The 26,216-nt window shown below is 65.9% G+C and carries 34 protein-coding genes and 2 tRNA genes; 17 read left to right on the top strand and 19 right to left on the bottom strand.

Translation table 11 applies throughout. The features are described 5' to 3' along the window. The first annotated feature begins 23 nt into the window (after positions 1-23). The 6 genes from K5K93_RS19030 to dxs all read left to right on the top strand — a co-directional run bounded on the left by K5K93_RS19030 (position 24) and on the right by dxs (position 6,397). Positions 24-99: transfer RNA gene (locus K5K93_RS19030), tRNA-Phe, on the top strand. A gap of 173 nt (positions 100-272) precedes the next feature. Next, positions 273-824: a lipocalin family protein gene (locus K5K93_RS19025; protein ID WP_222388698.1), complete on the top strand. Its 552-nt coding sequence runs from the start codon at positions 273-275 to the stop codon at positions 822-824. A 163-nt stretch (positions 825-987) separates the two neighbouring features. Then, positions 988-1,464: an LEA type 2 family protein gene (locus tag K5K93_RS19020; protein ID WP_025876342.1), complete on the top strand. Its 477-nt coding sequence runs from the start codon at positions 988-990 to the stop codon at positions 1,462-1,464. Between the two features lie 65 nt (positions 1,465-1,529). Further along, entirely contained in the window at positions 1,530-3,320 is a 1,791-nt protein-coding gene (locus K5K93_RS19015; RefSeq protein ID WP_222388697.1) for an acyl-CoA dehydrogenase C-terminal domain-containing protein, read from the top strand. A 398-nt stretch (positions 3,321-3,718) separates the two neighbouring features. Continuing rightward, positions 3,719-4,384 (top strand): HNH endonuclease, encoded by a 666-nt coding sequence (locus K5K93_RS19010; RefSeq protein WP_025876340.1) that lies wholly within the window; start codon positions 3,719-3,721, stop codon positions 4,382-4,384. Between the two features lie 105 nt (positions 4,385-4,489). Further along, positions 4,490-6,397, top strand: coding sequence for a 1-deoxy-D-xylulose-5-phosphate synthase (dxs, locus tag K5K93_RS19005; RefSeq protein ID WP_222391126.1), 1,908 nt, complete (start codon positions 4,490-4,492; stop codon positions 6,395-6,397). Positions 6,398-6,547: 150 nt separating this feature from the next. On the opposite strand, the gene K5K93_RS19000 is transcribed toward dxs, so the two are convergent. From K5K93_RS19000 to K5K93_RS18990, 3 genes are all read right to left on the bottom strand, one after another. Further along, positions 6,548-6,751: a hypothetical protein gene (locus K5K93_RS19000; protein WP_032978640.1), complete on the bottom strand. Its 204-nt coding sequence runs from the start codon at positions 6,749-6,751 to the stop codon at positions 6,548-6,550. A 174-nt stretch (positions 6,752-6,925) separates the two neighbouring features. After that, positions 6,926-7,489: a DUF3011 domain-containing protein gene (locus K5K93_RS18995; protein ID WP_222391124.1), complete on the bottom strand. Its 564-nt coding sequence runs from the start codon at positions 7,487-7,489 to the stop codon at positions 6,926-6,928. A 130-nt stretch (positions 7,490-7,619) separates the two neighbouring features. Next, a complete protein-coding gene (locus tag K5K93_RS18990; protein WP_093820553.1) occupies positions 7,620-7,826 on the bottom strand; it encodes a hypothetical protein in 207 nt (68 codons plus the stop codon). Between the two features lie 416 nt (positions 7,827-8,242). Here K5K93_RS18990 and K5K93_RS18985 point away from each other — a divergent pair, with 416 nt between their 5' ends. From K5K93_RS18985 to K5K93_RS18970, 4 genes are all read left to right on the top strand, one after another. Then, a complete protein-coding gene (locus K5K93_RS18985) occupies positions 8,243-8,506 on the top strand; it encodes a hypothetical protein (RefSeq protein ID WP_093820557.1) in 264 nt (87 codons plus the stop codon). Between the two features lie 11 nt (positions 8,507-8,517). Beyond that, entirely contained in the window at positions 8,518-8,751 is a 234-nt protein-coding gene (locus K5K93_RS18980) for a DUF1653 domain-containing protein (RefSeq protein WP_222388696.1), read from the top strand. Between the two features lie 70 nt (positions 8,752-8,821). After that, positions 8,822-9,577, top strand: coding sequence for a transporter (locus tag K5K93_RS18975; RefSeq protein WP_222388695.1), 756 nt, complete (start codon positions 8,822-8,824; stop codon positions 9,575-9,577). Positions 9,578-9,871: 294 nt separating this feature from the next. Next, on the top strand, positions 9,872-10,204 hold the full coding sequence (locus K5K93_RS18970) for an SMR family transporter (protein WP_088101305.1): 333 nt from the start codon (positions 9,872-9,874) through the stop codon (positions 10,202-10,204). A gap of 25 nt (positions 10,205-10,229) precedes the next feature. Here K5K93_RS18970 and K5K93_RS18965 read toward each other — a convergent pair whose 3' ends face one another. From K5K93_RS18965 to K5K93_RS18955, 3 genes are all read right to left on the bottom strand, one after another. After that, positions 10,230-10,403: a DUF1328 domain-containing protein gene (locus K5K93_RS18965; RefSeq protein WP_025876319.1), complete on the bottom strand. Its 174-nt coding sequence runs from the start codon at positions 10,401-10,403 to the stop codon at positions 10,230-10,232. Positions 10,404-10,507: 104 nt separating this feature from the next. Continuing rightward, positions 10,508-11,149: a LysE family translocator gene (locus tag K5K93_RS18960; RefSeq protein WP_032978625.1), complete on the bottom strand. Its 642-nt coding sequence runs from the start codon at positions 11,147-11,149 to the stop codon at positions 10,508-10,510. 99 nt (positions 11,150-11,248) lie between these two features. Further along, entirely contained in the window at positions 11,249-11,881 is a 633-nt protein-coding gene (locus K5K93_RS18955; protein WP_222388694.1) for a cation transporter, read from the bottom strand. Positions 11,882-12,018: 137 nt separating this feature from the next. Between K5K93_RS18955 and K5K93_RS18950 the strand changes: the two genes are divergently transcribed. Next, positions 12,019-12,711 carry an aspartate/glutamate racemase family protein gene (locus K5K93_RS18950; RefSeq protein ID WP_222388693.1) on the top strand — a complete coding sequence of 231 codons (693 nt, stop codon included), beginning with the start codon at positions 12,019-12,021 and terminating at the stop codon, positions 12,709-12,711. A 51-nt stretch (positions 12,712-12,762) separates the two neighbouring features. Here K5K93_RS18950 and K5K93_RS18945 read toward each other — a convergent pair whose 3' ends face one another. Then, positions 12,763-13,131: a hypothetical protein gene (locus tag K5K93_RS18945; RefSeq protein ID WP_258954381.1), complete on the bottom strand. Its 369-nt coding sequence runs from the start codon at positions 13,129-13,131 to the stop codon at positions 12,763-12,765. A 273-nt stretch (positions 13,132-13,404) separates the two neighbouring features. Between K5K93_RS18945 and K5K93_RS18940 the strand changes: the two genes are divergently transcribed. From K5K93_RS18940 to K5K93_RS18930, 3 genes are all read left to right on the top strand, one after another. After that, positions 13,405-13,920 carry a DUF3011 domain-containing protein gene (locus K5K93_RS18940; RefSeq protein ID WP_222388691.1) on the top strand — a complete coding sequence of 172 codons (516 nt, stop codon included), beginning with the start codon at positions 13,405-13,407 and terminating at the stop codon, positions 13,918-13,920. 86 nt (positions 13,921-14,006) lie between these two features. Further along, a complete protein-coding gene (locus K5K93_RS18935) occupies positions 14,007-14,333 on the top strand; it encodes a DUF6713 family protein (protein ID WP_223495865.1) in 327 nt (108 codons plus the stop codon). Continuing rightward, positions 14,330-14,779 (top strand): GNAT family N-acetyltransferase, encoded by a 450-nt coding sequence (locus K5K93_RS18930; protein ID WP_222388689.1) that lies wholly within the window; start codon positions 14,330-14,332, stop codon positions 14,777-14,779. The genes K5K93_RS18935 and K5K93_RS18930 overlap by 4 nt, the downstream gene beginning before the upstream one ends. On the opposite strand, the gene K5K93_RS18925 is transcribed toward K5K93_RS18930, so the two are convergent. The 11 genes from K5K93_RS18925 to thrS all read right to left on the bottom strand — a co-directional run bounded on the left by K5K93_RS18925 (position 14,749) and on the right by thrS (position 23,203). Further along, positions 14,749-15,090, bottom strand: a complete 342-nt coding sequence (locus K5K93_RS18925) for a phosphotyrosine protein phosphatase (protein WP_093820570.1) — start codon at positions 15,088-15,090, stop codon at positions 14,749-14,751. The two genes, K5K93_RS18930 and K5K93_RS18925, sit on opposite strands and share 31 nt — an antisense overlap. Further along, on the bottom strand, positions 15,084-15,287 hold the full coding sequence (locus K5K93_RS18920) for a hypothetical protein (protein WP_025876303.1): 204 nt from the start codon (positions 15,285-15,287) through the stop codon (positions 15,084-15,086). The genes K5K93_RS18925 and K5K93_RS18920 overlap by 7 nt, the downstream gene beginning before the upstream one ends. 118 nt (positions 15,288-15,405) lie before the next feature. Further along, positions 15,406-15,482 (bottom strand) — tRNA-Pro (locus K5K93_RS18915). A gap of 67 nt (positions 15,483-15,549) precedes the next feature. After that, entirely contained in the window at positions 15,550-15,906 is a 357-nt protein-coding gene (locus K5K93_RS18910) for a MerR family transcriptional regulator (protein ID WP_005410431.1), read from the bottom strand. Further along, positions 15,887-16,186: an integration host factor subunit alpha gene (locus tag K5K93_RS18905; RefSeq protein ID WP_005410432.1), complete on the bottom strand. Its 300-nt coding sequence runs from the start codon at positions 16,184-16,186 to the stop codon at positions 15,887-15,889. Before K5K93_RS18905 ends, K5K93_RS18910 begins: the two co-directional genes overlap by 20 nt. 27 nt (positions 16,187-16,213) lie before the next feature. Continuing rightward, entirely contained in the window at positions 16,214-18,595 is a 2,382-nt protein-coding gene (gene pheT, locus K5K93_RS18900) for a phenylalanine--tRNA ligase subunit beta (RefSeq protein ID WP_222388688.1), read from the bottom strand. Between the two features lie 83 nt (positions 18,596-18,678). Further along, on the bottom strand, positions 18,679-19,674 hold the full coding sequence (gene pheS / locus K5K93_RS18895) for a phenylalanine--tRNA ligase subunit alpha (RefSeq protein ID WP_222388687.1): 996 nt from the start codon (positions 19,672-19,674) through the stop codon (positions 18,679-18,681). A gap of 194 nt (positions 19,675-19,868) precedes the next feature. After that, positions 19,869-20,228, bottom strand: coding sequence for a 50S ribosomal protein L20 (gene rplT, locus K5K93_RS18890; RefSeq protein ID WP_005410435.1), 360 nt, complete (start codon positions 20,226-20,228; stop codon positions 19,869-19,871). 10 nt (positions 20,229-20,238) lie between these two features. Next, entirely contained in the window at positions 20,239-20,436 is a 198-nt protein-coding gene (gene rpmI, locus K5K93_RS18885) for a 50S ribosomal protein L35 (RefSeq protein ID WP_002811096.1), read from the bottom strand. A gap of 273 nt (positions 20,437-20,709) precedes the next feature. After that, the gene (gene infC, locus K5K93_RS18880; RefSeq protein WP_025876259.1) at positions 20,710-21,252 is read right to left on the bottom strand and encodes a translation initiation factor IF-3; all 543 of its coding nucleotides are present in this window, start codon (positions 21,250-21,252) and stop codon (positions 20,710-20,712) included. 49 nt (positions 21,253-21,301) lie between these two features. Further along, the gene (gene thrS, locus K5K93_RS18875) at positions 21,302-23,203 is read right to left on the bottom strand and encodes a threonine--tRNA ligase (protein ID WP_093820576.1); all 1,902 of its coding nucleotides are present in this window, start codon (positions 23,201-23,203) and stop codon (positions 21,302-21,304) included. Positions 23,204-23,621: 418 nt separating this feature from the next. On the opposite strand from thrS, the gene K5K93_RS18870 reads away from it, so the two are divergent. Genes K5K93_RS18870 through K5K93_RS18860 form a run of 3 tightly spaced genes read left to right on the top strand, consistent with a single transcriptional unit; the run spans position 23,622 to position 25,751 of the window. Then, entirely contained in the window at positions 23,622-23,918 is a 297-nt protein-coding gene (locus tag K5K93_RS18870) for a hypothetical protein (RefSeq protein ID WP_025876254.1), read from the top strand. Next, the gene (locus K5K93_RS18865; RefSeq protein WP_025876252.1) at positions 23,918-24,181 is read left to right on the top strand and encodes a hypothetical protein; all 264 of its coding nucleotides are present in this window, start codon (positions 23,918-23,920) and stop codon (positions 24,179-24,181) included. The genes K5K93_RS18870 and K5K93_RS18865 overlap by 1 nt, the downstream gene beginning before the upstream one ends. Before the next feature lie 10 nt (positions 24,182-24,191). Beyond that, a complete protein-coding gene (locus K5K93_RS18860) occupies positions 24,192-25,751 on the top strand; it encodes a PepSY-associated TM helix domain-containing protein (protein ID WP_222388686.1) in 1,560 nt (519 codons plus the stop codon). Positions 25,752-25,776: 25 nt separating this feature from the next. On the opposite strand, the gene K5K93_RS18855 is transcribed toward K5K93_RS18860, so the two are convergent. Next, a complete protein-coding gene (locus K5K93_RS18855; RefSeq protein ID WP_345777161.1) occupies positions 25,777-26,166 on the bottom strand; it encodes a VOC family protein in 390 nt (129 codons plus the stop codon). Positions 26,167-26,216 lie beyond the last annotated feature (50 nt).

Below are 26,216 nucleotides of genomic sequence, written 5' to 3'. Positions count from 1 at the left end.
ATGCGGGTCTTTTTTTTCTACATGGCCGAGTAGCTCAGTTGGTAGAGCAGGGGATTGAAAATCCCCGTGTCGGCGGTTCGATTCCGTCCTCGGCCACCATGTTCAAAGACCTGCAGAAATGCAGGTTTTTTTTTGTCCGTGACTTTGCCTCCATGCACGACATGGATCGCGCCGCATCGATCCTGCACTGATGCGGCACGTGGGTTGACGAAACATTCACACCTCCACGTGCCGTGCACCCTACGCTCCAGAGTCCTGCCCGGAGCCGACCAATGCGCTTGCACCCTGCCCTGCTCGCCTGCCTGCTGCTTTTCGCCGCACCGGCACTCGCCGCCGAGCCCGTGCGCGCGGTCAGCGAACTGGACATCGATCGCTATGCCGGCCAGTGGCACGAGATCGCACATCTGCCGGTGTCGTTCCAGAAGCAATGCGTGGGCGAGATCACTGCCAACTACGGGCTGCGCCGCGATGGCCGGATCAGCGTCACCAACGCCTGCCGCAAGGCCGATGGCGAGCGGATTGTCGCCGAGGGTGTGGCGCGGCCCGTTGCAGGGCAGCCCGGCCAACTGCAGGTACGCTTCGTTCCCGACTGGCTGAGCTGGGTGCCCCTGGTCTGGGCCGACTACTGGGTGATCGCGCTGGACCCGGACTACCAGTGGGCAATGGTGGGTGAGCCCGGGCGAAGGTATCTGTGGATCCTCGCTCGCCTGCCGGAGATGGACCGCGCCTTGTTCGACCAGCTCAAGGCAAAGGCAGAAGCGATGGGCTACGACCTCGCACCACTGCGCATGATGGCGCCCCTGCGCGACGCACCTGCCGACTGAGGCGCCGCCCAACCGGCGCACGCAACGCCTGCAATCCAGCATCGCCCACGCCTGGCGTGCATCTTCACGCGCTACCCTCTGTGCCCGGTCGCCGCGGGCGACCCTTTCCACCATACGCCGTAGTATGCTTATCCCACGCACCGCCTTCAGAGGACCTGCGCCCATGTTCCACCGCTTCCGTACCGTCTTGATCGTCCTGTGCACCCTGGCCCTGGTCGCTTGCGGCGATGGCATCGTCAAGCGTGTTTCGGAACCGGCCGCGAGCCTGCAGCAGCTGACCGTGCAGGCCAATGGCGACTGGACTGTCGCCCTGCGCCTGCAGAACTACAGTTCGATGCCGATGAGTTTCGACGACGTCGCACTGGCCCTGACCATCGGTGACACCGAGGCCGGCCCGCTGTCGGCCAAGCCGGGCATCTCCATCGGCGGCGTCTCCGCCGATGTCATCAACGTGAACTTCAAGCCCAGCCCGGCCGCGCGCCTGGTGATCGCCGACGCACTGGCCAGCAACCGCACCTTGGCCTACAGCCTGAAGGGCACGGTGTCGGCCACGCCGCAGGAAAAGAAGCAGCGCACCTTCGATATCAACAGCCGCAGCACGCTCAACCAGGCCCCGGGCCTGCCCGGCGTGCTGCGCTGACCTCCGCTTTCCGCCGCGACGCATCGCGCCGCTCCCCCTGTTACTGATCAAATCGAGACGCACCGATGAGCAGCTACACCGCCCCGCTTTCCGACCTTCGTTTCGGCCTGCACGATGTGCTGAAGGTCGAGCCGCTGTTCGCCCGCCTGGGCTTCACCGACGCCACCGCCGATGTCGTCGATGCCGTGCTGGAAGAAGCCGGCCGCTTCAGCGCCAGCGTGCTGGCCCCGCTCAACAGCGTGGGCGACGAGATCGGCTGCGTGCTCGACCAGGCCAGCGGCGAAGTGACCACGCCGCCCGGCTTCAAGCAGGCCTACGACCAGTTCGTCGACGGCGGCTGGACCGGCCTGACCGCGGCGCCGGAACTGGGCGGCCAGGGCCTGCCGCACACGCTGGGCGTGCCGCTCAATGAAATGATCAACGCCGCCAACCTGGCCTGGGGCAACTTCCCGCTGCTGTCGCACGGCGCCATCGAAGCGCTGAAGCAGCACGGCGAAGCCTGGCAGCACGAGGCCTTCCTGAAGCCGCTGATCGAAGGCCGCTGGACCGGCACCATGTGCCTGACCGAGCCGCATTGCGGCACCGACCTGGGCCTGCTCAAGACCAAGGCCGAGCCGAACGCCGATGGCAGCTATTCGATCACCGGCACCAAGATCTTCATCACCGCCGGCGAGCACGACCTGACCGGCAACATCGTGCACCTGGTGCTGGCCAAGCTGCCCGATGCCCCCCCGGGCGCCAAGGGCATCTCGCTGTTCGTCACCCCGAAGTTCAAGGTCGACCGCGACGGCAACGTCGGTGAGCGCAACGCGCTGCGCTGTGGCTCGATCGAGCACAAGATGGGCATCAAGGGCTCGGTCACCTGCGTGATGAATTTCGATGGCGCCCAGGGCTACCTGGTCGGCCAGCCGCACAAGGGCCTGCAGGCGATGTTCACCATGATGAACACTGCTCGCCTGGGTGTCGGCCTGCAGGGCATCGGCCTGTCCGAGCGCGCCTACCAGAACGCGCTGAAGTACAGCCGTGAGCGCCTGCAGTCGCGTTCGCTCAGCGGCGCCAAATTCCCGGACAAGCCGGCTGACCCGATCCTGGTCCATCCGGACGTGCGCCGCATGCTGCTGACCATCAAGTCGCTGGTGGAAGGCAGCCGCCTGCTGGCCCTGCATGCGGCCACCCTGATCGACGTCGCCCACCATGCGGAAGATGCCGGCGAACGTGAGCGCGCTGACACCCTGGTGAGCTTCCTGACCCCGATCTCCAAGGCCTGCCAGACCGAATGGGGCATCGAGAACACCTACAACGCCCTGCAGTGCTTCGGCGGCCACGGCTACATCCGCGAGCACGGCATGGAACAGCTGGCCCGCGATGCCCGCATCACCACGCTGTATGAAGGCACCACCGGCATCCAGGCGCTGGACCTGATCGGCCGCAAGACCGCGTCCAGCCAGGGCGCTGGCCTGAAACTGATGCTGGCCGAGATCGAGGCGTTCGCCAAGGCGAATGAAGGCAACGAGAGCCTGGCCGAGTTCATCGGCCCGCTGCGCGCCAAGGCCGCCGAATGGGGCAAGCTGACGATGGACGTGCTGCAGCGTTCGGCCGCCAATCCGGACGAACTGGGCGCGGCCAGCTACGACTACCTGTTCTATTCGGGTTATGTGGTGCTGGCCTACTGGTGGGCCCGCAGCGTTGCCGCCGCCGATGCCAGCGCACACGGTGCGGCGTTTGCCCAAGGCAAGCGTGAAACGGCGCGCTTCTACTTCGCCCGCGTGCTGCCGCGCACCCTCAGCCACGCCGCCGCCATCCAGGCGGGCGCCGCACCGCTGATGGCAATGGACGACGAACGCTTCGGCGCCTGAGCCGGGCCGCGGTCGGCACCCACGGTGGTGCCGGCCGCTGGCCGGCAACCGCAACAGCTGGAGCAACAGCAACAGCTGGTTTCCTGCGGGATGGCGGGGCGGGTCCAATTGCGGGGGACGCTGCAACTACGTCCATGTAAGCTCGGTCGCCGCATCCATGCGGCTCAAGCCCCCGCAACCGGACCCACCCCGCCTTCGACAATTTCCCGGTAGATCCACGCCGTGCGTGGATGGAAACCACCCGTAATGCCTCTGGAGAAAAGCCCCCTTTTGTTAAAGGGGGCGCGCCGGCAGGCGCGGGGAATAGGAGGAATGCGCGGACCTGAATCTTGCGATTTGGGTTTCGCCCTCCGGGCGATACCCAAATCGCAATGATTCAGGTATAAGCTGTTTTCCCGATGGAGACAGACACTACACGCTTGGGTCTGATCGAAGCCGGAGCTCCGTTTTCTGCTCCGGGCGCCGAAGCATCGCCCAACGCCACGACGCTGCATCGCCCCGGCACGGTCCGGTTGCTCTCACTGGATGGTCATGGCCGGGTCCTGGACTGGATCACCTGGCAGGACGCGGCCTGCCTCTACGCCCGCGATGCCGTCGCCTGGACCCTCGGCGATCCCTGCCTGCACATCCACGGTGGGACCAATCGTCGCAGTGGCATGCAGAGCGGAATGGACCTGCACCCGATCATCGCCGCGCGCGGCCATGCCCGCTCGCGTGCACTGGACCCGACACCGAACCTGACCAACCCGGCCCTGTTCGCCCGCGATGCCCATCTCTGTCTTTACTGTGGACAGCAGTTCGGACGCCCGACTCTGACCCGCGACCATGTCATGCCCCTGTCCAAAGGCGGCCTGGATACCTGGGAAAACGTAGTCACCGCCTGCTTCCACTGCAATTCGCGCAAGAGCGACCGCACCCCGCAACAGGCCGGCATGCCGCTGCTGGCGGTGCCGTACCGGCCGAGCTGGATCGAGCACCTGATCCTGTCCAACCGCAACATCCTGGCCGACCAGATGGCGTTCCTGAGGGCCCAGCTGCCCAAGCGTTCCAAGCTCTGCACCTGAACATCGGGGAATGCAACCCTCACCGTCCTGTCACGGGCGGCGGCGTTTGCTTGCCCCACCCCCGTTTGAGGGCGAAAATGGGCGTTCAGAACAAGTGCGAACATGATGATCGACTCTGCCCGCTATCCCCGCCTCGCGCGCATCCAGACACCGGATGACCTGCGCACGTTCGACGAATCCGAACTGACGGCGGTCGCCGATGAACTGCGTGCCTACCTGATCGAATCGGTCGGCAAAAGCGGCGGCCATTTCGCCGCCGGCCTGGGCGTGATCGAGCTCACCGTGGCCCTGCACTACCTGTACCAGACCCCGGTCGACCAGCTGGTCTGGGACGTCGGCCACCAGACCTATCCGCACAAGATCCTCACCGGTCGCCGCGACGAGATCCATACCGTCAAGCAGAAGGATGGCGTCGCGCCGTTCCCCAAGCGCGAGGAAAGCGAGTACGACACCTTCGGTGTCGGCCACTCCTCGACCTCGATCTCGGCGGCGCTGGGCATGGCCATCGCGCGCCAGACCGAAGGTGACGACCGCAAGGTCGTGGCCGTGATCGGCGATGGTGCGATGACCGCCGGCATGGCGTTCGAAGCGCTGATGCACGCCGGCGGCATGGAACCGGAACCGAACCTGCTGGTGATCCTCAACGACAACAACATGTCGATCTCCGAGGCAGTGGGCGGGCTGACCAAGATGCTCGGCCGCGCCACCGGCAGCCGCACGCTCAATGCGCTGCGCGAAGGCGGCAAGAAGATCCTCGGCGACAAGAAGAACAATCCCGCGCGTTTCGTCAAGCGCTGGGAAGAACACTGGAAGGGCATGTTCGTGCCGTCCACGATGTTCGAGGAAATGGGCTTCCATTACACCGGCCCGATCGATGGCCATGACCTGCCGGCGCTGCTGTCCGCGCTGAAGACGCTGCGTGCCTCCAAGGGCCCGAAGCTGCTGCATGTGATGACCACCAAGGGCAAGGGTTACGAGCCGGCCGAAGGCGACCAGATCGGTTACCACGCGGTGGGCCCGTTCGATCCGGACAAGGGCCTGGTGGCCAAGACCGGCGCGAAGAAGCCCACCTATACCGATGTGTTTGGCGACTGGCTGTGTGACGCCGCCGCGGCCGAGCCGCGTCTGTACGGCATCACTCCGGCAATGCGCGAAGGCTCGGGCCTGGTGCGCTTCAGCAGGGAATATCCGCAGCGCTACTTCGATGTGGCCATCGCAGAGCAGCACGCGGTGACCCTGGCCGCAGGCATGGCCACCCAGGGCGGCAAGCCGGTGGTGGCGATCTATTCCACCTTCCTGCAGCGCGCATACGACCAGTTGGTGCATGACGTGGCCATCCAGGGCCTGGATGTGCTGTTTGCGATCGATCGCGCCGGCGTGGTCGGCCCGGATGGTGCAACCCACGCCGGCAATCTCGACCTCAGCTTCCTGCGCTGCGTGCCGAACATGGTGGTGATGGCACCCTCCAACGAAGCCGAGTGCCGGCAGATGCTCAGCACCGGCCTGCAGCACCCCGGCCCGGCTGCGGTGCGCTACCCGCGCGGCAGCGGTACCGGCGTGGATGCCGGCAGCGATCTGTCGACCCTGCCGATCGGCAAGGGCGAGCTGCGCCTGCAAGGCAACCGCGTCGCCCTGCTCGCGTTCGGCAGCACCGTTGCCGCCGCCGAACAGGTGGGTCGCGAACTGGGTTTGAGCGTGGTCAACATGCGTTTCATCAAGCCACTTGATCGCGAACTGGTGCTGGCGATGGCCAACCAGCACGACGCCCTGGTGACGATCGAAGACAACGTGGTGGCGGGCGGCGCAGGTTCGGCCGTGGCCGAACTGCTCAATGCCGAGGACGTGCTCCGTCCGATCCTGCACCTGGGCCTGCCCGATGCCTTCCAGCATCACGCCAGCCGCGAGGACCTGCTGGCCGAGGCCGGCATCGATGCGGCCGGCATCCGTGCGGCCCTGCTCAGGCGCTGGCCGCAGCTGGCCGCCGGCAACCCGCCGTTGAGCGCGGCGGGCTGAGAGCGTTGCAGGGGACTGGTGGGGCCAGGCCATGCGTGGCTCCCCAGGTTCCTCATCCACGCAAGGCGTGGATCTACCAGGTTGCTGGTGGCGCAAAAGCAGATCCACGCCATGCTTGGATGGCACGGACCGTGCCGACACGCGGCGTGCTCAGCCGTAGCTGATCGCCTCGACGAAAGCACCGCTGGACTCCACCCGCACCGAAGCGCGCTGGCCGGTATCGGTGAAATGCAGGCGGGCCAGGGTTTCGGCGAAATCGAAGGCACGGACGCCATCGCGGAACTCGATCGGCTCCGGCTTGTCCGGGTGCAGCACGCGCCATTGGCGCTGCTCACATTGCAGTCGGATCAACATGCGTTGCTCACTCCTTGAACAGCGTATCGACGACGAGAGAATGACCGCACCAGGCGCGACAGGGATGGCCAGTGCGAACCGGGACGCGCAAGGCGTCCCGGGAGTCGACAATACGAGGAAAGAAATGTGATCGCTATCAGATTTTTCTGATCTTGAGCCGATTGCGACAGCCGCTCAGTTCACCTGGAACTGGGCCCTGCAGCCATTGCTGACCCAGATGCCACGGCGGTCCCAGCCCCAGGTCTGGCCTTCGATGCAGGCACTGCGCGATTCCTGTCGTACCAGCCGCACGCCGCGACGAACCTGCGCGTCGCAGTACTGCTGGCGCCGGTCATTGGAATGGCAGGCAATCACCTGGCCGCCACCACCCCACTGGCTGCCGCCCCAGCCGTTGCCACCACCGCCACCCCAACCACCGCCGCCACCGCCCGGCCGCCGGTATTCACCGACGAATTCGGCACGGCAGCCCTGGGTAACCCAGACACCGTAACGGGACTGGCCCCAGGTCTCACCTTCCACGCAGGGGGAGCCGGACAACTGGCGGATCATGCGCGCACGCCCTTCCAGCCGGCACTCGTTGCTGCGGTTCTTGACCGATTCGCAGCGCACGATGCCATTGCCACCACGATCGTCGTAGCGATCGTCGTAGCCATAGTTCTGCGCCTGCACGCCGCCAGCGGCAGCCATCATCGGCAACACGGTGCACGCCACGGTGCGCCAAGTGAGTCCCTTGCCCATCCCTTGTCTCCAGGTGAATACGGTGGAGGCAAGCATCAAGGATTCCCGGCGTGGCGCACAGAGGGAGCCGCGACGGTGGTTTTTCCCCCATTCAACCAACCCAACCGCAACTGACTGCGGCTGCGGTGGCTCAGCGGCCGAAGTGCAGCGCGTCGACCGCGGTGCCCAGCGCTTCCACGCGGACGATGCTGTGCTGGCCGGTACGGCAATGATGTTCGCTGGCCCGCGAGACGGCGGCGTCGAAGGCGGCCGCACCGCTGCTGAAGTCTTCAGTCGCGCGTGTCTGCGGATCCAGGACGGACCAGCGCTGGGCGTTGCATTGGACAGTGATGACCATGGTGGGCTCCTGCGGTTCTGGGAAATCGGGGACCGGCACAAGGCCGATCTCCGATGCCCGACCAGCCTAGCCAGCGCCTCGGGGAAGACCTATCGGATTTATCCGAAAACTCCGCATCCTCCTCTCAGAAAGCGCCCCCCATCACATCCCTGAGGCCATTTAGGAAACCCGTTCCGTGACCCTTGTCACGAAGTCAGCCGCGCTTCACACTATCGTCATCAACAGGGGCCCCTTCCACATGCGCACCTCGCTTCCACTGCAGCGTTCGACGCTGCTGAAGTTCTATTTCGCCGCCAGCTACGTGGTACTGATCGAGGAACTGATCCGCGCATCGCTGAGTTGAGGATCGGCCAGCCATGCTTGCCGCTGCTGACGGGACCGAACAGACTGTCGGTTTACGGCACGGAGCCGCGCCCATGAAAGTCCTGTTGCTGATCCCGCTGCTGGCCCTTGCTGCGTGTGCCAGCCCGGAAAAACCCGTCACCCATGACGCCGCCACACCCGTGGTCGGTGGCGACCGCGATGCGCACGGTTGCATCGGTTCGGCCGGCTATCAGTGGTGCGAACACAGCCAGCGCTGCGAGCGCCCGTGGGAACTGGCGCAGGCGCAGGGCCTGGCCAACACCGCCGAAGCCATCGATGCCTACTGCGCCACCCCGGCGTCGCCGGCACGCAGGTAACGGGCCCGCCAATGACCAACCTGACCCCGCTGCCCGCGCTGGCACCTGGCCGCTACCGCCACTTCAAAGGTGGCGAGTACGAGGTGATCGACATCGTCCGCAGCAGTGAGACGCTGCAGCCGATGGTTCTCTATCGCGCTTTGTATGGCGAGGGCGGCCTGTGGGTGCGCCCCTATTCGATGTTCATCGAGCAGGTGCCCGGCGAGCACGGCCCGCAGGCGCGTTTCGCCCGCATCAGCGACTGAGCGGTGCGGCTCACGCCGCGCGCACGGTATCGCCGGGTATGCTGAAGGCCCCCTGCGAGACGGAACCCGCATGCGCCACACCCTGTTGATCGCCCTGTCGCTGGCCAGTACCCCGGTGCTGGGCGCGGAACCTCCCAGCTTCGATCGTCCCGGCATCGGCTTCGGCACCGACACGGTGCCGCGTGGCGGCCTTGCCGTCGAACTGGGCCTGCCCAGCTATCAACGTGAGCGTGATCGCGACGGCCTGCGCACGACGACGCTGTCCAGCGACCTGCTGCTGCGCACCGGGCTGGCGCCGGGCTGGGAACTGCAACTGGCGTCCACGCCATGGCAGCGCCAGCGAGAACGTGGCCCCGGCATGCCGCGCACGCAGCAGCGCGGCGCCGGCGACAGCACCGTCGGAGTGAAATGGGCAGGTCCCGGCAGTACCGAGCGCACGGCCTGGGCGCTGCTGGCCAGCGGGGTGATCGCGCGTGGCGATGCAGCCTTCAGCGACGGCCGCCAGTACGCGCTGGCCGCCAGCGCCGAGCACAGCTTCAACGACCGCTGGAGCGGCGCGCTGTATGGCAGTCATCAGCGGGGCGCCGGCCAGCGCAGCACCACCTGGTCGCCCAGCCTTTCGTTGAGCGTGACCGAGCGGCTTGGCACCTATCTCCAAGCCGGTTTCACCCACGCCAACCAGCAACCCGACCAGGCTATCGCCGGCGCAGGCCTGACCTGGATGCTGCGACCGAACGTGCAGTTGGACGCCTCTTTCGATCTGGGCCTCAATCGCAACAGCCCCGACCTGCAGCTCGGCACCGGCATCGCGTTCTATCTGCAATGACCCTCGTGGCCTGATGGTGCAGTCCGGCGCATCCCCTCGCACCATAATCAAAGCGTCCCTTCGGTTTCGTTTCCGATGCCCTGCTGCAGGAGCAGAGCAACGACATCGGGCAACATGCTTGAGCAGGCGCTGCCGGTCCACTGGCGCACGTGGATACGGGGCACGCTCGCGTTGCCGATGGCTACCGGGTCACCGCCGATGGGCGGCCGCTGGATGAAAACGAGCGCCAGAATGCCCAGGCTGTGGCCCTCGAGGCAATTAAGCTGTGCGAACCGGCATGAGCAGGAGGATTCGATGAACCCATATGTCTACCTGGCCGGTGCGATCGTGCTGGAGGTGATCGCCACGTCCCTGCTCAAGGCATCGGAAGGCATGACCCGGCTCGGTCCCACGCTGGGCGCGCTTGCCGGTTACGGTGTGTGCTTCTACCTGCTGTCGCTGACGATGAAGTCGATCCCCACCGGCATCGCCTATGCGATCTGGTCCGGCGTCGGCATCGTGCTGATTTCGCTGATCGGACTGCTGGTGTTCAAGCAGCGCCTGGACGCTCCGGCGCTGATCGGCATCGGCCTGATCTGTGCCGGCGTGCTGGTCATCAACCTGTTCTCGCACAGCAGCACGCATTGAACGCGCTGCTGCACGAACACCCGGGCTAGGCGACCTTCTTGGCGACGGTCATGCCAAGCACGAAAAGTACGACAGCAATGATGATGCCGGCCCAGAACAGGAACTTGGCGATGCCCACGGCAGCGCCGGCGATGCCGCCGAAACCCAGCGCACCGGCGATCAGGCCGATGATGGCGAAAATGATGGCCCACTTGATCATGTCGATCCTCTCCCTGGCGGGAATACTGAAGGTGGGATCAGGTTAGGTACGCCGCGATGCCACACGCGTGAACAGGTCGCAGGCGCGGCGTGAAACGAACCCGCTCAGCGCGGCCGGAAGCGCAGCAGCGCCACTGCGAAAGCGAGGAACACGCTGCCGACCAGGCGTTCGAACCAGCGTTGCGCAAATGGCTTTGCCAGCCAACGGCGCAGCCCATGCCCGCCTGCGGCATACATCACGTACCAGAACAGTTCGCAGGTGGCGAAGGTCGCCACCAGCACCGTGTACTGCACGGCCTGGCCACGCGCGGGGTCGACGAACTGCGGCAGGAACGCGGCGGCGAACAGCAGCAGCTTGGGATTGCTCAACCCCACCAGCAGGCCACCACGGAACACTGCCCAGGCACCGTGCACCGGCGCCAGCGCTGCTGCATCGACGTCTGTCGCCACCGGCGCCTGCCGGTAGCTGTCCCGCCACGCCTTGATGCCCAGCCAGGCGAGGTAGGCCACACCCAGGTAACGCAGCACATCGAACAGCATCGGCGATGATCGCAGCACCGCGCTCAGGCCGGCTGCGGACGCCGCAAGCACCAGCAGCATCGCCAGCAGGCAACCGGCCATGGCCGGCACGCTGCGACGGAAGCCCAGGCCGACGCTGCGCCCCAGGATGTGCAGCATGTTCGGGCCCGGCGTGCCACACAGCACGAAGACTGTCGCCAGGAACCACCACCAGGTATGCAGGGCCATCACTTCATCCACCGTAATAATCCCTGCAAGGATAGTGCGCAGCGGCTGTCACCACCATGTACAGTCCGGGGTCGATTCGACGGTTACAGCTGCTGCGGCTCAGCCGGTGGCAATGCGCGATGCGCGCAGCCCGGTCATCGCGATGCGCAGCACCCGCAGCGCCGAGCGCAGGAACACGACCAGCAGCGCGATGGCGACCAGCAGGTCCGGCCAACCGGCACCGAACAGCGCCACCAGCCCCGCCGCCAGCACCACCGAAACGCCCTCGAAGATATCGTTGCGTGCGCATTCCCAGGCCGATGCCAGGTTCACGTCATCAGTGCGATACGGCGTCAGCAGCCACAGGCAGACACCGTTGGCAGCCAGGTTCAACAGCGCGGCCAGGCCCATGCTCTCGAACAGGGGAACCTGCGGATGCGCCAGCCGCCATCCGATCTGTGCCGCCACTGCCACGGCCGCAGCCAGGATCAGCACGCCCTTGAACAACGCAACCCGCGCCTTGGCCGCCACGCCGGCCCCCACCACCAGCAGGCTCAGCAGGTAGGTGGCCGCATCGCCCAGGTTGTCCAGCGCACCGGAGAGCAACGAGGACGAATGGCTGTGCCATGACGCGCCGACCATCATCAGGAAGGTCGCCAGGTTGATCAGCAGGACGATCCACAGCACGCGCCGGTGGCGCGCCTGCATGGCTGCCACATCCAGCGTCTTGCCGCAGCCACAGCATTCGCCCATCGCCCTGCCCTCTGCCTGTCGTACCCCATTATCACGCCGATCAGGCCCGCCGGCAGCTGCTGCGACGGGTCCATCCACAATTGCACGTCCTGGCCCATGTTGTGCTGCAATGGCGCTTCCCCGGCACGGAGACACGCATGAAGACGCTTGGCCTGATCGGTGGCATGAGCTGGGAAAGTTCGGCGCAGTACTACCGCCTCATCAACGAAGAGGTACGCGCGCGGCTGGGCGGCGCGCATTCGGCGCAGTTGCTGATGTGGTCGCTGGATTTCGCCCGCATCAAGCAGCTGCAGCACGACGGCGACTGGGATGCCCTGGGCAACGAGATGGTCGATGCCGCACAGCGGCTGCAGGCCGGTGGCGTCGACCTGCTGCTGATCTGCACCAACACCATGCACAAACTCGTTGCTGAGATCGAGGCGGCCTGCCCGCTGCCGTTGCTGCATATCGCCGACCCGACCGCCACGGCGATCGTGCAGGCCGGTCTGCAGCGCGTCGGCCTGCTCGGCACCGCCTTCACCATGGAGGAAGACTTCTACCGTGGCCGCCTGAGCGAGCGCTTCGGCCTGGAGGTACTGGTTCCGGAGGCCGATGACCGCCGCGAGGTACACGCGATCATCTACGAGGAGTTGATCGCCGGGGTGGTCAACGAGCGATCACGGCAGGTGTACGTCGAAGTGATTGAACGCCTCGTTGCCCGCGGTGCCGAGGCGATCATCCTCGGCTGTACCGAGATCATGCTGCTGGTACGCGCCGAAGACAGCCCGGTGCCCCTGTTCGACACCACGACCCTGCATGCGCGCGCGGCAGTGGACGCAGCGTTGGCGTAACCCACGGCGGGGTGCAGTCGAACAGGCTCGACTGCACGGTCAGGCGTCCGGTCACGCAGGCGATTCGGGTTGCACTTCCAGCGAAGTGACCAGCCATTCCACCACCGGTGGCGAATCGCACAGGAAGAACACGGCGTCGCCGCTGCGGGCTTCGGTCAGCATCCGGTAGACACTGATGGCCACGCCCGATTGGCTGGCAATGAAGATCTCGCCGCTGCGCGGCCCGTCGGCCTGGCGGGAAACCCGGCGCAGGGCATCGCGGGCCGCAACCGTATCTTCCGGCTCGGCTTCGCGGGTCAGTTCCAGGCCACGCAGGCCCCAGGCAACAAAAACACGCTTGCCCTTGAACGTCGTGTCCAGGACCTGCACGTCGGCCGCGCCTGTGCCGGCCGACCGATGAATGACGATACTGCTGATCAACGCAACCCCCTGTGGTCGTCGTGGTCCGCACATCCTTGTCCGCACCCGTGCCAGCAGCCACGGGCGAGGCCCGAAAGCCGCATCCGAAAGCGCTGGAACGTGTAAAAAACTGTAAACCGATGCAATCGGATGTGCCCGGGATGATACGGGATGTAACGCCCTGCATGCGCCGTCGCACACTTATAAATCCGTCCTGAGCCAGCGCAGCCCGCGGTCGTCGCAGAGCGCCATACGTGCGCCATTCTTGCGTCCCATCCCCAAACCGAGGTTTCAATGAGCCTTCGCCTGCTACTGCCCTTGGGCGGCTCTGCACTTGCCCTGCTGCTGGCCGCAACGACCGTCTCGGCCCAGGATTACGACAGCGAATCGTCACCGCGCACGACCTGCGAATCGCACTTCAACAAGACCCAGCAGTGCCCGTTCGAAGGACGCGCGCGACTGGCGCGGCAGCTGTCGGTGACGCGATGCGTTGAAGATGACAACTGGGGACAGCGCCGCGGCATGCTGTGGGTTACCGACGGCTGCCGCGCCGAATTCGTCGCCGAAGAACGCGGACGTGGCCGCTGGCCCGGGCGTGGGCGTGACCGTGACCGTGATCGCGATGGCGAGCGCCTGGTCTGCGAATCCTACGAAAACAAGGAGAAACAGTGCCGCATCCGCGTCCGTCATGACGTGCGGCTGGTCAAGCAGAAATCGGTCACCCCCTGCACCGAGGACCGCAACTGGGGCTGGGACCGACGCGGTGTATGGGTCAGCGACGGCTGCCGCGCCGAATTCCGCGTCTACTGAGTGCGATGGCTGCGGGCCCATCATCGCTAGAATGAAGCTCCCGCAGCAGGAAACACCGCATGGAACGCTGGTACCTGGCAACGATGATGTCCTTGCTGCTGCATCAGATCGATGCCGCGTTCTGGCAGGAGTGGCGGATGTTCCAGGTGCCCGGCGGGATCCAGGGATTCCTGCTTTTCAATCTGCTTGCCATCGGCGTACTGCTGCACGGTTACCGTCAGGTCGTGCTCGGCCTGGGCTCTGCGCGCCGCTACGCACTGCTGTGCGGCGCGCTGGGTATCGGCACAGCCCTCATCCATGCAGGCTTCGCTGCGGCCGGTCGCGATGAATTCCACCTGCCCCTGTCGCTGCTCACGCTTCTGGCCTGCCTGGTCAGCGGCAGCGGTTTGCTGCTGCGCAGCCGTCGGCGATGAACGTGCGGGCGCCAGCAGTTCGGATACGCGCGGCCGTGTGCACGGATCTTCCGGCACTGATCGCCCTGGACAGCGTTGCGGCCGATGACCCACGGCGTGCCGTGCAGATCGGCCAATGGCTGGCGGATGGCCACATGCACGTCGCCGAACTCGACGACACGCTGGCCGGCTACCGGGTCCAGCACCGGCACTTCTTCGGTGAAGCCTTCATCGAGATGCTGATGGTCACCGCGCCACTGCGCGGAAACGGCGTCGGCAGCGCGCTGCTTCTGCATGCCACGTCGTGCAGCGCAGGTGCCAGGCTTTTCACCTCCACCAACCAATCCAACGCCCACATGCAGCGGCTGCTGGCAGCCGCTGGTTTCCAGCAGTGCGGCATCGTGCACGGCCTCGACGAAGGCGATCCGGAGTTGATCTACCGCTTCGCTGCTGACGATGTGAGGTAAGGCGCGACCTTCGCTTCCAGCAGCGCCATCAGCGCCGGATCCATGCAGCGATAGTCGTCGGGGATATCCAGGCAGTGCAGCGGCGTGTGCTCAAGCAGGCGGGCAAAATTCGCCTGCAGCCGATGCTGGTGCTTGGGCTCCATCACGAAGATGACATCAGCCCAGCGGATATCCGCTGGGCTGATGGGCCGGCGCGCATGCGGGCTGGTGCCTGCCGAGCGCGCACTGATACCTGGCCGGCGCTGCCACATCGCTTCAGCGGTGGGGCTGCGCAGCTGGTTGCGACTGCAGACAAACAACAGGTTCAACATTCCTGGTCCAGCAGTTGCCGCGGGCTGAGCACTGGATAGGTGAAACCCAGCTGGCGCGCCCGCAGCAGCTTGTCGCCGCGCGTATACATCAGCTTCCAGTTCTTTTCCGGCTTGAAGATCGACGGTGCTGCCGTGTGGTCGCCAGCGTGGTGGCGCGACTGCGAGCGCCTCCAGGCGCGGTTCCTTTGCGTTTCCATGATCGTGTTCTCGTGAGTACCGGGTTCAGCAGCCGCGGTAGTACGAGTGCGCGCAGGATACAACGCCGCAACAAAAAAGCCCACGCATCGCTGCGCAGGCTTGTCTGTTACATCACAGTGGTCGGGACGGCCGGATTCGAACCGACGACCCTCTGCCCCCCAGGCAGATGCGCTACCAGGCTGCGCTACGCCCCGACTGATGCTGCGATGTGCCCGCCAGTGCGGCGGGCCGTGAAGTATAGCGGATTACGGCGGAAATGGGTCAGCGACGCAGCAGTTGCAGCACTTCTTCCAGTTCCATCCGCACCTGCTTGATGATCTGGTTGCTCAAGGCCGATTCCTCGCGCGCATCCGGACCATCCAGGCGCAGGCGCGCGCCACCGATGGTGTAGCCCTGTTCGTACAACAGGCTGCGGATCTGCCGCACCATCAGCACGTCGTGGCGCTGGTAGTAACGACGGTTGCCACGGCGCTTGGCCGGCTCGAGACTGGGAAACTCGGTTTCCCAGTAGCGCAGCACGTGCGGCTTGACGTCGCACAGTTCGCTGACTTCACCAATGGTGAAGTAGCGCTTGGCCGGAATCGGCGGAAGTTCGCGGTTACTGCCCGGATCCAGCATAAGCTTCCACCCTCTCCTTGAGCTTCTGGCCCGGACGGAAGGTAACCACCGTACGGGCGGAAATCGGAATTTCCTCGCCGGTCTTGGGGTTGCGACCCGGGCGCTGGTTCTTGCGCCGCAGGTCGAAATTGCCAAAGCCCGACAGCTTCACCTGACGTCCCTGTTCCAATGCTTCACGCAGCACATCGAAGAACGCGTCGACGAATTCCTTGGCTTCCCGCTTGTTCAGACCGACTTCGTCGAACAGCTTTTCCGCCATCTCCGCCTTGGTCAATGCCATTGCCTGCTACCCCCGAGTGCTGCCCGCTCAGCCGCGGATCCGGGCGTGGTGTTCACGCTCGATGGCAGTGACCGCCTCGGCCACTACCGCTTCCACGTCGCGGTCCGTCAGAGTGCGCGACTTGTCCTGCAAAATCAAGCCCATAGCGAGACTCTTGAATCCCGGCTCGACGCCCTGGCCGACATAGCGATCGAACAGGTTCAGCTCGCGCAGCAGCGGACCGGCAGCCTGGCGGATGGTCGCGGCCAGGTCACTCCAGACCACCTGTTCAGGCACCAGGAAGGCCAGGTCGCGGCGCACTGCCGGGTAGCGCGACAGTTCACCGGCGCGCGGCAGCGCACGGGCCGACAGCGCTTCCAGATCCAGCTCGAAGGCGTACACGTCCACGTCGATGTCCATCGCCTTGGCCAGGCGCGGGTGGATCTGGCCGATCCAGCCGATGGCCAGGCCGTCGCGGAACACCTCGGCCGAACGCACCGGATGACCGTAGGCACGCGAGGATGGGCGGAACTCCAGGACCGCGCCACTGGCCGCGGCCAGCGATTCCAGGTCGCCCTTCAGGTCATGGAAATCAACCTTGCGGGTCGGCAGGCCCCACTGCACCGCCTGCGCTTCACCGCAGACCGCAGCGGCCACGCGCGGGGTTTCCAGCGGCGCCGGCTGGCCATCTCCGGCCTGCTGCGCGAATACGCGGCCGAGTTCGAACAGTCGCACCCGGCCGAGCTGGCGGGCGGCGTTGCGGCCCAGTGTGGCGACCAGGCCCGGCAGCAGCGACGGGCGCATCACCGCCAGTTCGGCCGACAGCGGGTTGGCCAGCGGCACCAGATCCTCGCGCAACTGCCACTGGCCCAGCAGGCCATCGTCGACGAAGGCGAAATTGACGGTTTCCTGCAGATCGCGTGCGATCAGCTGGCGGCGCACGCTCAGCGCGTCCAGCTGGGTCTCGGACGGCATCGCGACACGCGATGCGCCACCCGGCAGCGTGGTCGGGATCTGCTCATAACCGTGGATCCGGGCCAGCTCCTCGATCAGGTCTTCTTCGATGGCGATGTCGAAGCGGCGGCTCGGCGCGGTGACCTGCCAGCCTTCGCCAGCGTCCACCACCTGCATGCCCAGCGCGCGCAGGATGCGCTCGACTTCGGCGTCTTCGATGGTGATGCCCAGCACGCGGGTGATGCGCGCGCGGCGCAGCAGGATCGTCGCCGGCTGCGGCAGGTCGGCCTCCCGTACCGCTTCGGTAACCGGTGCGGGGGTACCGCCGGCCAGGTCCAGCACCAGGCGGGTGGCGTATTCGATGGCAGTACGCGGCAGCGCCGGGTCAACGCCACGCTCGAAGCGGTGGCCGGCATCGGTGTGCAGGCCCAGCTTGCGGCCGCGGCCCATGATCGCGGCCGGCGCGAAGTGCGCCGCTTCCAGGAACACGGCGGTGGTGGCATCGGTGACGCGCGTGTCGAAGCCGCCCATCAGGCCGGCCAGGCCGACCGCGCGATCAGCGTCGGTGATCACCAGGAAGCTGTCGTCCAGCGCAGCATCGCGGCCATCCAGCAGCTTCAGGCTTTCGCCTGCGCGCGAACGACGCACGCCGATCGTGCCCTGCAGGGTGCCGAGATCGTAGGCGTGCATCGGCTGGCCCAGCTCGAGCATCACGTACTGGGTGATGTCGACCAGCAGCGATACCGGGCGCACGCCGCTGCGGCGCAGGCGCTCGGCCATCCACAACGGGGTCTTCGCCGCGGCGTTGACACCTTCGATGACACGACCCAGATAGCGCGGCGCTTCGGCACCGGCGTCAAGCTGGATCGCCAACTCGCGGCTGCTCTGGGCAGCAATCGGTGCTGCGATGAAATCCAGCACCTCGCTGCGCGTCGCCGCGGCAACGTCATAGGCGATGCCGCGGATGCTGAAGCAGTCGGCGCGGTTGGGGGTCAGCTTGATCTCGATGCTGGCATCCGGCAGGCCGAGGTACTCCACCAGGGTCTGGCCGACCGGGGCGTCATCGGGCAACTCCAGCAGGCCCGAGGCATCGTTGTCCAGGCCCAGCTCCTTGGCCGAGCACAGCATGCCGTTGGATTCGACGCCGCGCAGCTTGGCCGGCTTGATCTTCAACTCACCGATCTGCGCACCGACCATGGCCAGCGGCGCGACCAGGCCCGGTCGTGCATTCGGCGCACCACAGACGATCTGCAGCAGCTCGGCCTGCCCCGCATCAACCCTGCACACCTGCAGGCGGTCGGCTTCGGGATGGCGCTCGGCTTCGACGATACGCGCGACGACCACGTGCTGCAGGCCATCGCCAAGCGCGGTCACCTCTTCCACTTCCAGGCCGATGGCGGTCAGCACCGCGCTGAGCTCATCGCGCGAGGCAGTGGTCGGGACGTGGCTGCGCAGCCAGTTTTCGGAGAATTTCATGGGGTTACCCTGGTGGGCCCGGCGCCTGCGCCTGGGCCTGCGTTGTTGAGTCCGCCGGGCATGGCCCGGCGCTACCTGATGCGTTACGCGAACTGCTTGAGGAAGCGCACGTCGTTCTCGAAGAACGCGCGCAGGTCGTTGACGCCGTAGCGCAGCATCGCGAAACGCTCCACGCCCATGCCGAAGGCAAAGCCGGTGTAGCGTTCCGGATCGATGCCGACGTTGCGCAGCACGTTCGGGTGCACCATGCCGCAGCCGAGCACTTCCAGCCAGCGGGTGCTGCCATCGGGCTGCTGCCAGGCGATGTCCACTTCCGCGCCGGGTTCAACGAACGGGAAGTAGCTGGGGCGGAAGCGCATCTCGAAATCGCGCTCGAAGAACGCACGCACGAACTCGGACAGCGTGCCCTTCAGGTCGGCGAAGGTCGAATGCTCGTCGACCAGCAGGCCTTCGACCTGGTGGAACATCGGCGAGTGGGTCTGGTCGCTGTCGCTGCGGTAGACCTTGCCGGCGGCGATCATGCGCAGCGGCGGCTGGTGCTCGCCCATGTAGCGCACCTGCACACCGGAGGTATGCGTGCGCAGCAGCCGGCCGTCACCGAAGTAGAAGGTGTCATGCATGGCACGCGCCGGATGGTGCGGCGGGAAGTTCAGCGCCTCGAAGTTGTGCCAGTCGTCCTCGATCTCCGGCCCTTCGGACAACTCGTAGCCCAGCCGGCCGAAGATGCCGGTGATGCGCTCGAGGGTACGGGTGATCGGGTGCAGGCCGGCGCGTTCGCCACTGCGGCCCGGCAAGGTGACGTCGATCGCCTCGGCCGCCAGCCGCGCATCAAGCGCAGCATCTTCCAGCACCGCCTTGCGCTCGCCCAGCGCGCTGCTCAGCGCGTCGCGGGCCTGGTTGATGGCCTCACCGGCCGCCTTGCGTTCGTCGGCCGGCAGCGCACCGAGCTGCTTGAGCTGCGAGGTGATGCTGCCGCTCTTGCCAAGCAGGGCCACGCGCAGCTGCTCCAGCGCGTCCGGGCTCTGCGCGGCGGCCACGTCGGCCAGCGCCTGGGAAGTGAGGGATTGGATGTCGCTCATGGGTAGCCGGAACTCCAGTCGGTCTGCCATCGCGATGCGCGAAGGGCCGCGCCGTCGCAACCGCTTGCCGGTCGCCCGCCATCTGCACGGCTGCGCCCGGCACAAAAAAGAATGGGGAAGGACTTGCGCCCTTCCCCATGCATTGCCTCTACCTGACACCGTTCTCCGTGAACGGCAACGGCATCGGGAAGGACTTATGCCGCCAGTGCGCCCTTGGCCTTTTCGGCCAGTGCAGCAAAGCCAGCTGCGTCGTGCACGGCGATGTCAGCCAGAACCTTGCGGTCCAGGGTGATGCCAGCCTTCAGCAGGCCGTTCATGAAACGGCTGTAGCTCAGGCCGTTGATGCGGGCAGCCGCGTTGATGCGGGTGATCCACAGCGAACGGAAGTTGCGCTTCTTCTGCTTACGGCCGATGTAGGCGTACTGCTGTGCCTTGATGACCGCCTGCTTGGCGACGCGGAAGACCTTGCGACGGGCATTGTAGTAGCCCTTCGCCAGATCAAGGATTTTCTTGTGGCGGCGACGCGCCTGTACGCCACGCTTTACTCGTGCCATGTATCAGTCCTCAGAGGTAGGGAAGCATGCGGTCCAGACGGCCTGCGTCTTCTGCGCGGACGTGATTCGTCTGACGCAGGTTACGCTTACGCTTGGTCGCTTTCTTCGTGAGGATGTGGCTACGGTTGGCGTGGCCGCACTTGTACTTGCCCGAGGCGGTCTTGCGGAAACGCTTGGCCGCTGCCCGGTTGGTCTTGATCTTGGGCATTGCAATGTCCTTGATGGGATATGACCCTGGTTTCTGACTGATCTGGCGGCGGCCTGGGCCGCTCTTTCCGTCCTGCCATGATCGGCGTACGACCCGTCCTGGGTGGGTCGAGCCGGGCATGATACAGGCAAATCAGCCCTGTAACCAGCCCCCACACCGTTTTCACACCGAGTCCGGCCCTGCCGCCCCGCAAAAAGCAAAAGGACGCCAGCGGCGTCCCTTCACCTTCATCCATTCAGCCGCCAGGCGCCCCGCGAGGCAGCCCGTCAGGCGTCAGGTCTTCTTCTTCGGCGCGATCATCATCACCATCTGACGGCCTTCCAGGCGCGGACGGGATTCGATGACGATGTCTTCGCCCAGATCGGCTTCGATCCGGCCAGCCATCTCGCGGCCCAGTTCCTGATGGCTCATTTCACGGCCACGGAAACGGATGTTGACCTTGATCTTGTCGCCTTCTTCAAGGAAACCGCGCATCTTGCGCAGCTTGATCTGGTAGTCGCCCTCGTCCGTGACCGGACGGAACTTCACTTCCTTGATCTCGACCTGCTTGGTCTTCTTCTTGGCCTCGCTGGCCTTCTTCTGGGCTTCGAACTTGAACTTGCCGAAGTCCATGATCTTGCACACCGGCGGATCGGCCTGCGGCTGGATCTCGACCAGGTCCAGGCCTTCATCTTCGGCCATGGACAACGCTTCGTCTCGCGTCAACACGCCGATCATTTCTCCGTCACTGCCGATCACGCGGACGCGCGGCACACGGATTTCCTGATTCTTGCGGTTCTGTTTGTTGTCAGGGGTACTGATATTGCGATCTCCCAAGGGTGTCGAACCCGGCCCGGGCGCCAATGCGCACGGGCCGGACCTTTGTTTACGCGCCCTCGGCCTGGAGCCGCTCGGTGAAAGCCTGGAGGCTCATGCTGCCGAGATCTTCGCCAGAACGCGTACGCACCGCCACAGCGCCGTTTTCCTTCTCGCGGTCACCAATGACCAGCAGGTACGGCACGCGCTGCAGCGTGTGCTCGCGAATCTTATAGCCGATCTTCTCGTTACGCAAATCGGCGCTGACGCGGAAGCCTTGATCCGCAAGGCTTTTGGTCACCGCAGAGACGTATTCAGCCTGCGCATCGGTGATATTGGCCACCACCACCTGGGTCGGCGCCAGCCAGGCCGGGAACTGGCCGGCATGGTGCTCGATCAGGATGCCCAGGAAACGCTCCATCGAGCCGACGATGGCCCGGTGCAGCATCACCGGATGCTTCTTCTGGCTGTTCTCGTCCACGTATTCAGCGCCCAGACGGCCGGGCATCATGAAATCGACCTGCATGGTGCCCAGCTGCCAGGTGCGGCCGATGGCGTCCTTCAGGTGGTACTCGATCTTCGGGCCGTAGAAGGCGCCCTCGCCCGGCAGTTCCTGCCATTCCACGCCACAGGCGGTCAGCGCCGAACGCAGCGCGCCCTCGGCCTTGTCCCAGGTGGCATCGTCACCCAGGCGCGATTCCGGGCGTAGGGCGATCTTGATCTGGATCTCGTCGAAGCCGAAGTGCTGGTATACCGCCAGTGCCTGCTGGTGGAACGCGGTCACTTCCGATTCGATCTGCGCCTCGGTGCAGAACACGTGGCCGTCGTCCTGGGTGAAGCCACGCACGCGCAGGATGCCGTGTAGCGCCCCGGAGGGCTCGTTGCGGTGGCAGGAACCGAATTCACCGTAGCGGATCGGCAGGTCGCGATAGCTGTGCAGGCCCTGGTTGAACACCTGGATGTGGCCCGGGCAGTTCATCGGCTTGACCGCGTAGGTGCGCTTCTCCGATTCGGTGAAGAACATGTTGTCCTGGTAGTTGTCCCAGTGGCCGGACTGCTTCCACAGGCTCACGTCCAGGATCTGCGGGCAGCGCACTTCGCCATAGCCGCTGTTGCGGTAGACCTTGCGCATGTACTGCTCGACCACCTGCCACAGCGCCCAGCCCTTGGGATGCCAGAACACCAGGCCCGGTGCTTCTTCCTGCAGGTGGAACAGGTCCTGCTGCTTGCCGATGCGACGGTGGTCGCGCATCTCGGCTTCCTCGATGCGCTTGATGTAAGCCTCGAGCTGCTTCTTGTCGGCCCATGCGGTGCCATAGATGCGCTGCAGCTGCTCGTTCTTTGCATCGCCACGCCAATAGGCGCCGGAAATGCGGGTCAGCTTGAAGGCCTTCAGGAAGCGCGTGTTCGGCACGTGCGGACCACGGCACATGTCCACGTATTCCTGGTGGTAGTACATGCCCATCGCCTGGATGTCGTCGGACATGTCTTCGATCAGGCGCAGCTTGTAGTCCTCGCCACGGGCCTTGAAGATCTCGATGACTTCCGCACGCGGCGTCATCTTCTTGATGACGTCGTAGTCCTGCGCGATCAGTTCGCCCATGCGCTTTTCAATCGCGGCCATGTCGTCCGGGGTGAACGGGCGCTCGGAGTAGATGTCGTAGTAAAAGCCCTCGGCGATCACCGGGCCGATGACCATCTTCACGTCCGGATAGAGCTGCTTGACCGCGTGGCCGACCAGGTGGGCGCTGGAGTGGCGGATGATGTCCACGCCCTCCTCGTCCTTGGCGGTGATGATGCGCAGGGACGCATCGTGGTCGATGACGTCACTGGCATCGACCAGCACGCCATCCACCGAACCGGCGATGGTGGCCTTGGCCAGGCCGGCGCCGATCGACTGGGCGACGTCCATGACGCTGACGGGATTTTCGAATTCGCGGCGGCTGCCGTCGGGAAGGGTAATCGTGATCATTGCAATGGCTTCATGCGGGGCCCGTCGTGGCGGGCTGGAAAGCGCTCCCGGGCTGTCGTCCGGGCAATAAAAAAGCGCCGCGAGGGCGCCTGGAATGCAGGGCCTTCGGGGCAGGTCAACAGTGGGCGGTGGTAGTGCTCATGTCGCACGCTCGGCCGGCGCAGTGCGCGGGCCACCTTGGTTCCAGGATGTGGTTGCCCGTGATCTTAAACCAGCGGCGGACAAAGCCCAAGCGGTGCCTGAATGGCGCTGGCTGGCGGCGTGAAAACGCAATGATTACCATGTCCGCGCAGCCCGCCCCGTGCCGGCCTGCCCGCTTCCCCCAGGATCCTGCAATGCGCCACCCGCCCCGACCGGCGCCTGCCGGTCCCGCCCGTGCCCCGCGTTCACCGGCCATATGCCGGGCCCGGAGCCCCCGATGATCACCGTTGGCCTGTCGACCCTGGGCTTCTGCAGCCTCGGCATGCTGTCGGCGATGTTCTCCGCGCTGGCCTTCTATGCCGCCTCCCCGCACTGCCGCTGGCCACGCCTGCGCCGTGCCGGGCGCCTGGGCCGGCAGATCGGCCTGGTCGCTGCAGTCGCTGCGCTGTGGCTGTGGATGGCCGAACTGGGCTTTGCCGCCGGCCTGGTGGCGATGCTGTGCACCTGGATGCTGGCCGCCATGCTGCTGCCGGCACTGGCCGCGTGGCACCGCCCCGATGTGGAGCCGCGCTGATGTGGTCGCGCGCACTGGCCGGCATCTTCGCCGGCTTCTTCCTTGCCGCTGCGGCGACCGGCCTGGTCGCATGGCTGCCGCCGGGCCCCTGGCAGAAGGCCTTGGTGCCGAGCCTGATCGCGTTCGTCCCGTTGTGGATGCTGGCCGCGCTGTGGGCCTTCAGTTTCCGCAGCCCGTTGCGCGCCTGGCTGACCCTGGCCGGTTGCGCGGCCCTGGGCTTTGCCGTACTCGGGCTGCTGCGCCTGGCCGGCGCAGTGCAGTGAGATCGACCGCATGAAATTCAGTTCACAGACCCTGCGCACGTTCACCACCCTGCACACCTGGGTCGGCCTGGTCGCCGGCTTCGGGCTGTTCGTGGCGTTCTATGCCGGCGCACTGACCCTGTTCCACCATGACCTCCCGCTGTGGCAGACGCCTGGCGCGGCAACCGCCTTGCCGGCCGGCCTGGATGACGCCCAGTACCTGCTCGACGATGTGCTGGCCACGCATGCGGAAGCGCGACGCCACGTCGGCATGACCTTCCCGGGCGCCGATCATCCGCAGCCACTGGCCTACTGGCAGGCCGAAGACGGCAGCTGGCGCTATGCATGGCCGGGACAGACCGGCGGCAGCCCGACGCCACCGCAGACGGGCTTGGCCGAACTGGTCAACGAACTGCATTACAGCCTGGGCCTGCCGGTGGCCGGCGTCTACGTGATGGGCATCGTCAGCCTGCTGTACGGCATGGCCCTGCTCAGCGGGCTGGTGATCCACCTGCCCAAGCTGCTGGGCGATCTGTTCGCGCTGCGCCCGGGCCGCAATCTCAAGCAGCAGTGGCAGGACGCGCACAACGTGATCGGCGTGCTCAGCCTGCCGTTCCACCTGATGTTCGCGGTGACCGGCGCCCTGCTCTGCCTGGTGTTCATGCAGATGGCGGTACTCGATCCCCTGATCTACGACGGCAAGGCGCTGCAGGCGGTACCGACGGCGATGGATACCGCGCCGCTGCGCGAAGCCAGTGGCATCCCTGCCGCACCGGGCAGCCTGCGCGAACTGCACGCGCGGGCGCTGGAAGTGGCCCGCGCGCAGGGCGTGGCCAACTTCGAACCGGCCTACCTGAAGCTGGCCAATGGCGGTGATGCCAACGCGACCATCGAGATCACCGGCGAGGCCAGCGGCACCCTCGGCCCGCTCGGCGCTGTTGCGCTGGATGTCGAGAGCGGCCGCGTGCTGGCCAGCCAGCTGCCCGGCCAGCGCGATGCCAACCACGCCACGCTCAGTGCCGCCTATGCCCTGCATTTCGGCGAATTCGGCAACGGCGTGGTGGTCTGGCTGTACTTCCTGCTGGGCCTCGGCGGCGCCTTCCTGTTCTATTCGGGCAACCTGCTGTGGATCGAATCGCGCCGCAAGCGCCGTCAGCCGCAGCAGTCGCGCGCGGCCGTCAACATGGCGCGGGCCACGGTGGGCGTCTGCATCGGCCTGTGCGTGGCGATCTCGGTGGCCTTCGTGGCCGCGCTGGTGCTGGAGCGGGTAGCGCCTGCCCAGGTCGACCACGGCATCCGCTGGGCCTGCTTCGTAACCTGGGCGGCGTGTGCGCTGTGGGCAGCCCTGCGCCGCCCGGCACAGGCGGCGCGCGAACTGCTGTGGGCTGCGGCGATCAGCACCGCGCTGGTGCCGCTGGCGCACGGCGCCCTCAACGGTGACTGGCCGTGGCTGGCCGCCGCACGCGGCCACTGGCCGTTGTTCTGGATCGATGCGATGGCACTGGCGATGGCCTTTGGCTTTGCCCGCTTGGCGTATGCGAGCCAGCGGCGGGCCCGCAACGGTGACCCCAACAGCGTGTGGGCGAACTGACCGGGCCCGCTCGCAGCACGCGGGTTTACATGGCTTCCACGTAGCGGGCCACTTCGATCAGATTCCCATCCGGATCACGGAAGTACACCGACTCGATCGGCCCAAGCGCTCCGGTACGCGGCACCGGTCCTTCTTCAATCGTCACCTGCTGGGACTGCAGGTGGGCCAGCACCGCCTGTACGCCCAGCGGGGTGATCAGGCACAGATCGGCGCTGCCACGGGTCGGCAGCAGCGCGTGGGGCTGCAACGGCGCGCTGGCCGGGTGCAGGTTGATCTTCTGCTGGCCGAACTGCAGGGCGACGCGGCCGGCGCCGAAGCGCACGACCTGCATGCCCAGCACGCGCTGGTAGAAGTCGCAGCTGCGCTCGATGTCGGCAACGGTAAGCACCAGATGGTCCAGGCGGTCGATGATGATCATGCACGCAGCTTAGCGCTGCGTGCATGGCGCCGATGTGCGGTTTCAGG

Origin of the sequence: Stenotrophomonas sp. DR822 (genome assembly GCF_019793815.1) — a bacterium.
Taxonomy (GTDB): domain Bacteria; phylum Pseudomonadota; class Gammaproteobacteria; order Xanthomonadales; family Xanthomonadaceae; genus Stenotrophomonas; species Stenotrophomonas indicatrix.
The sequence above is the reverse complement of the archived record's forward strand: the minus strand, read 5'-3'. Positions and strand labels throughout refer to the sequence as shown.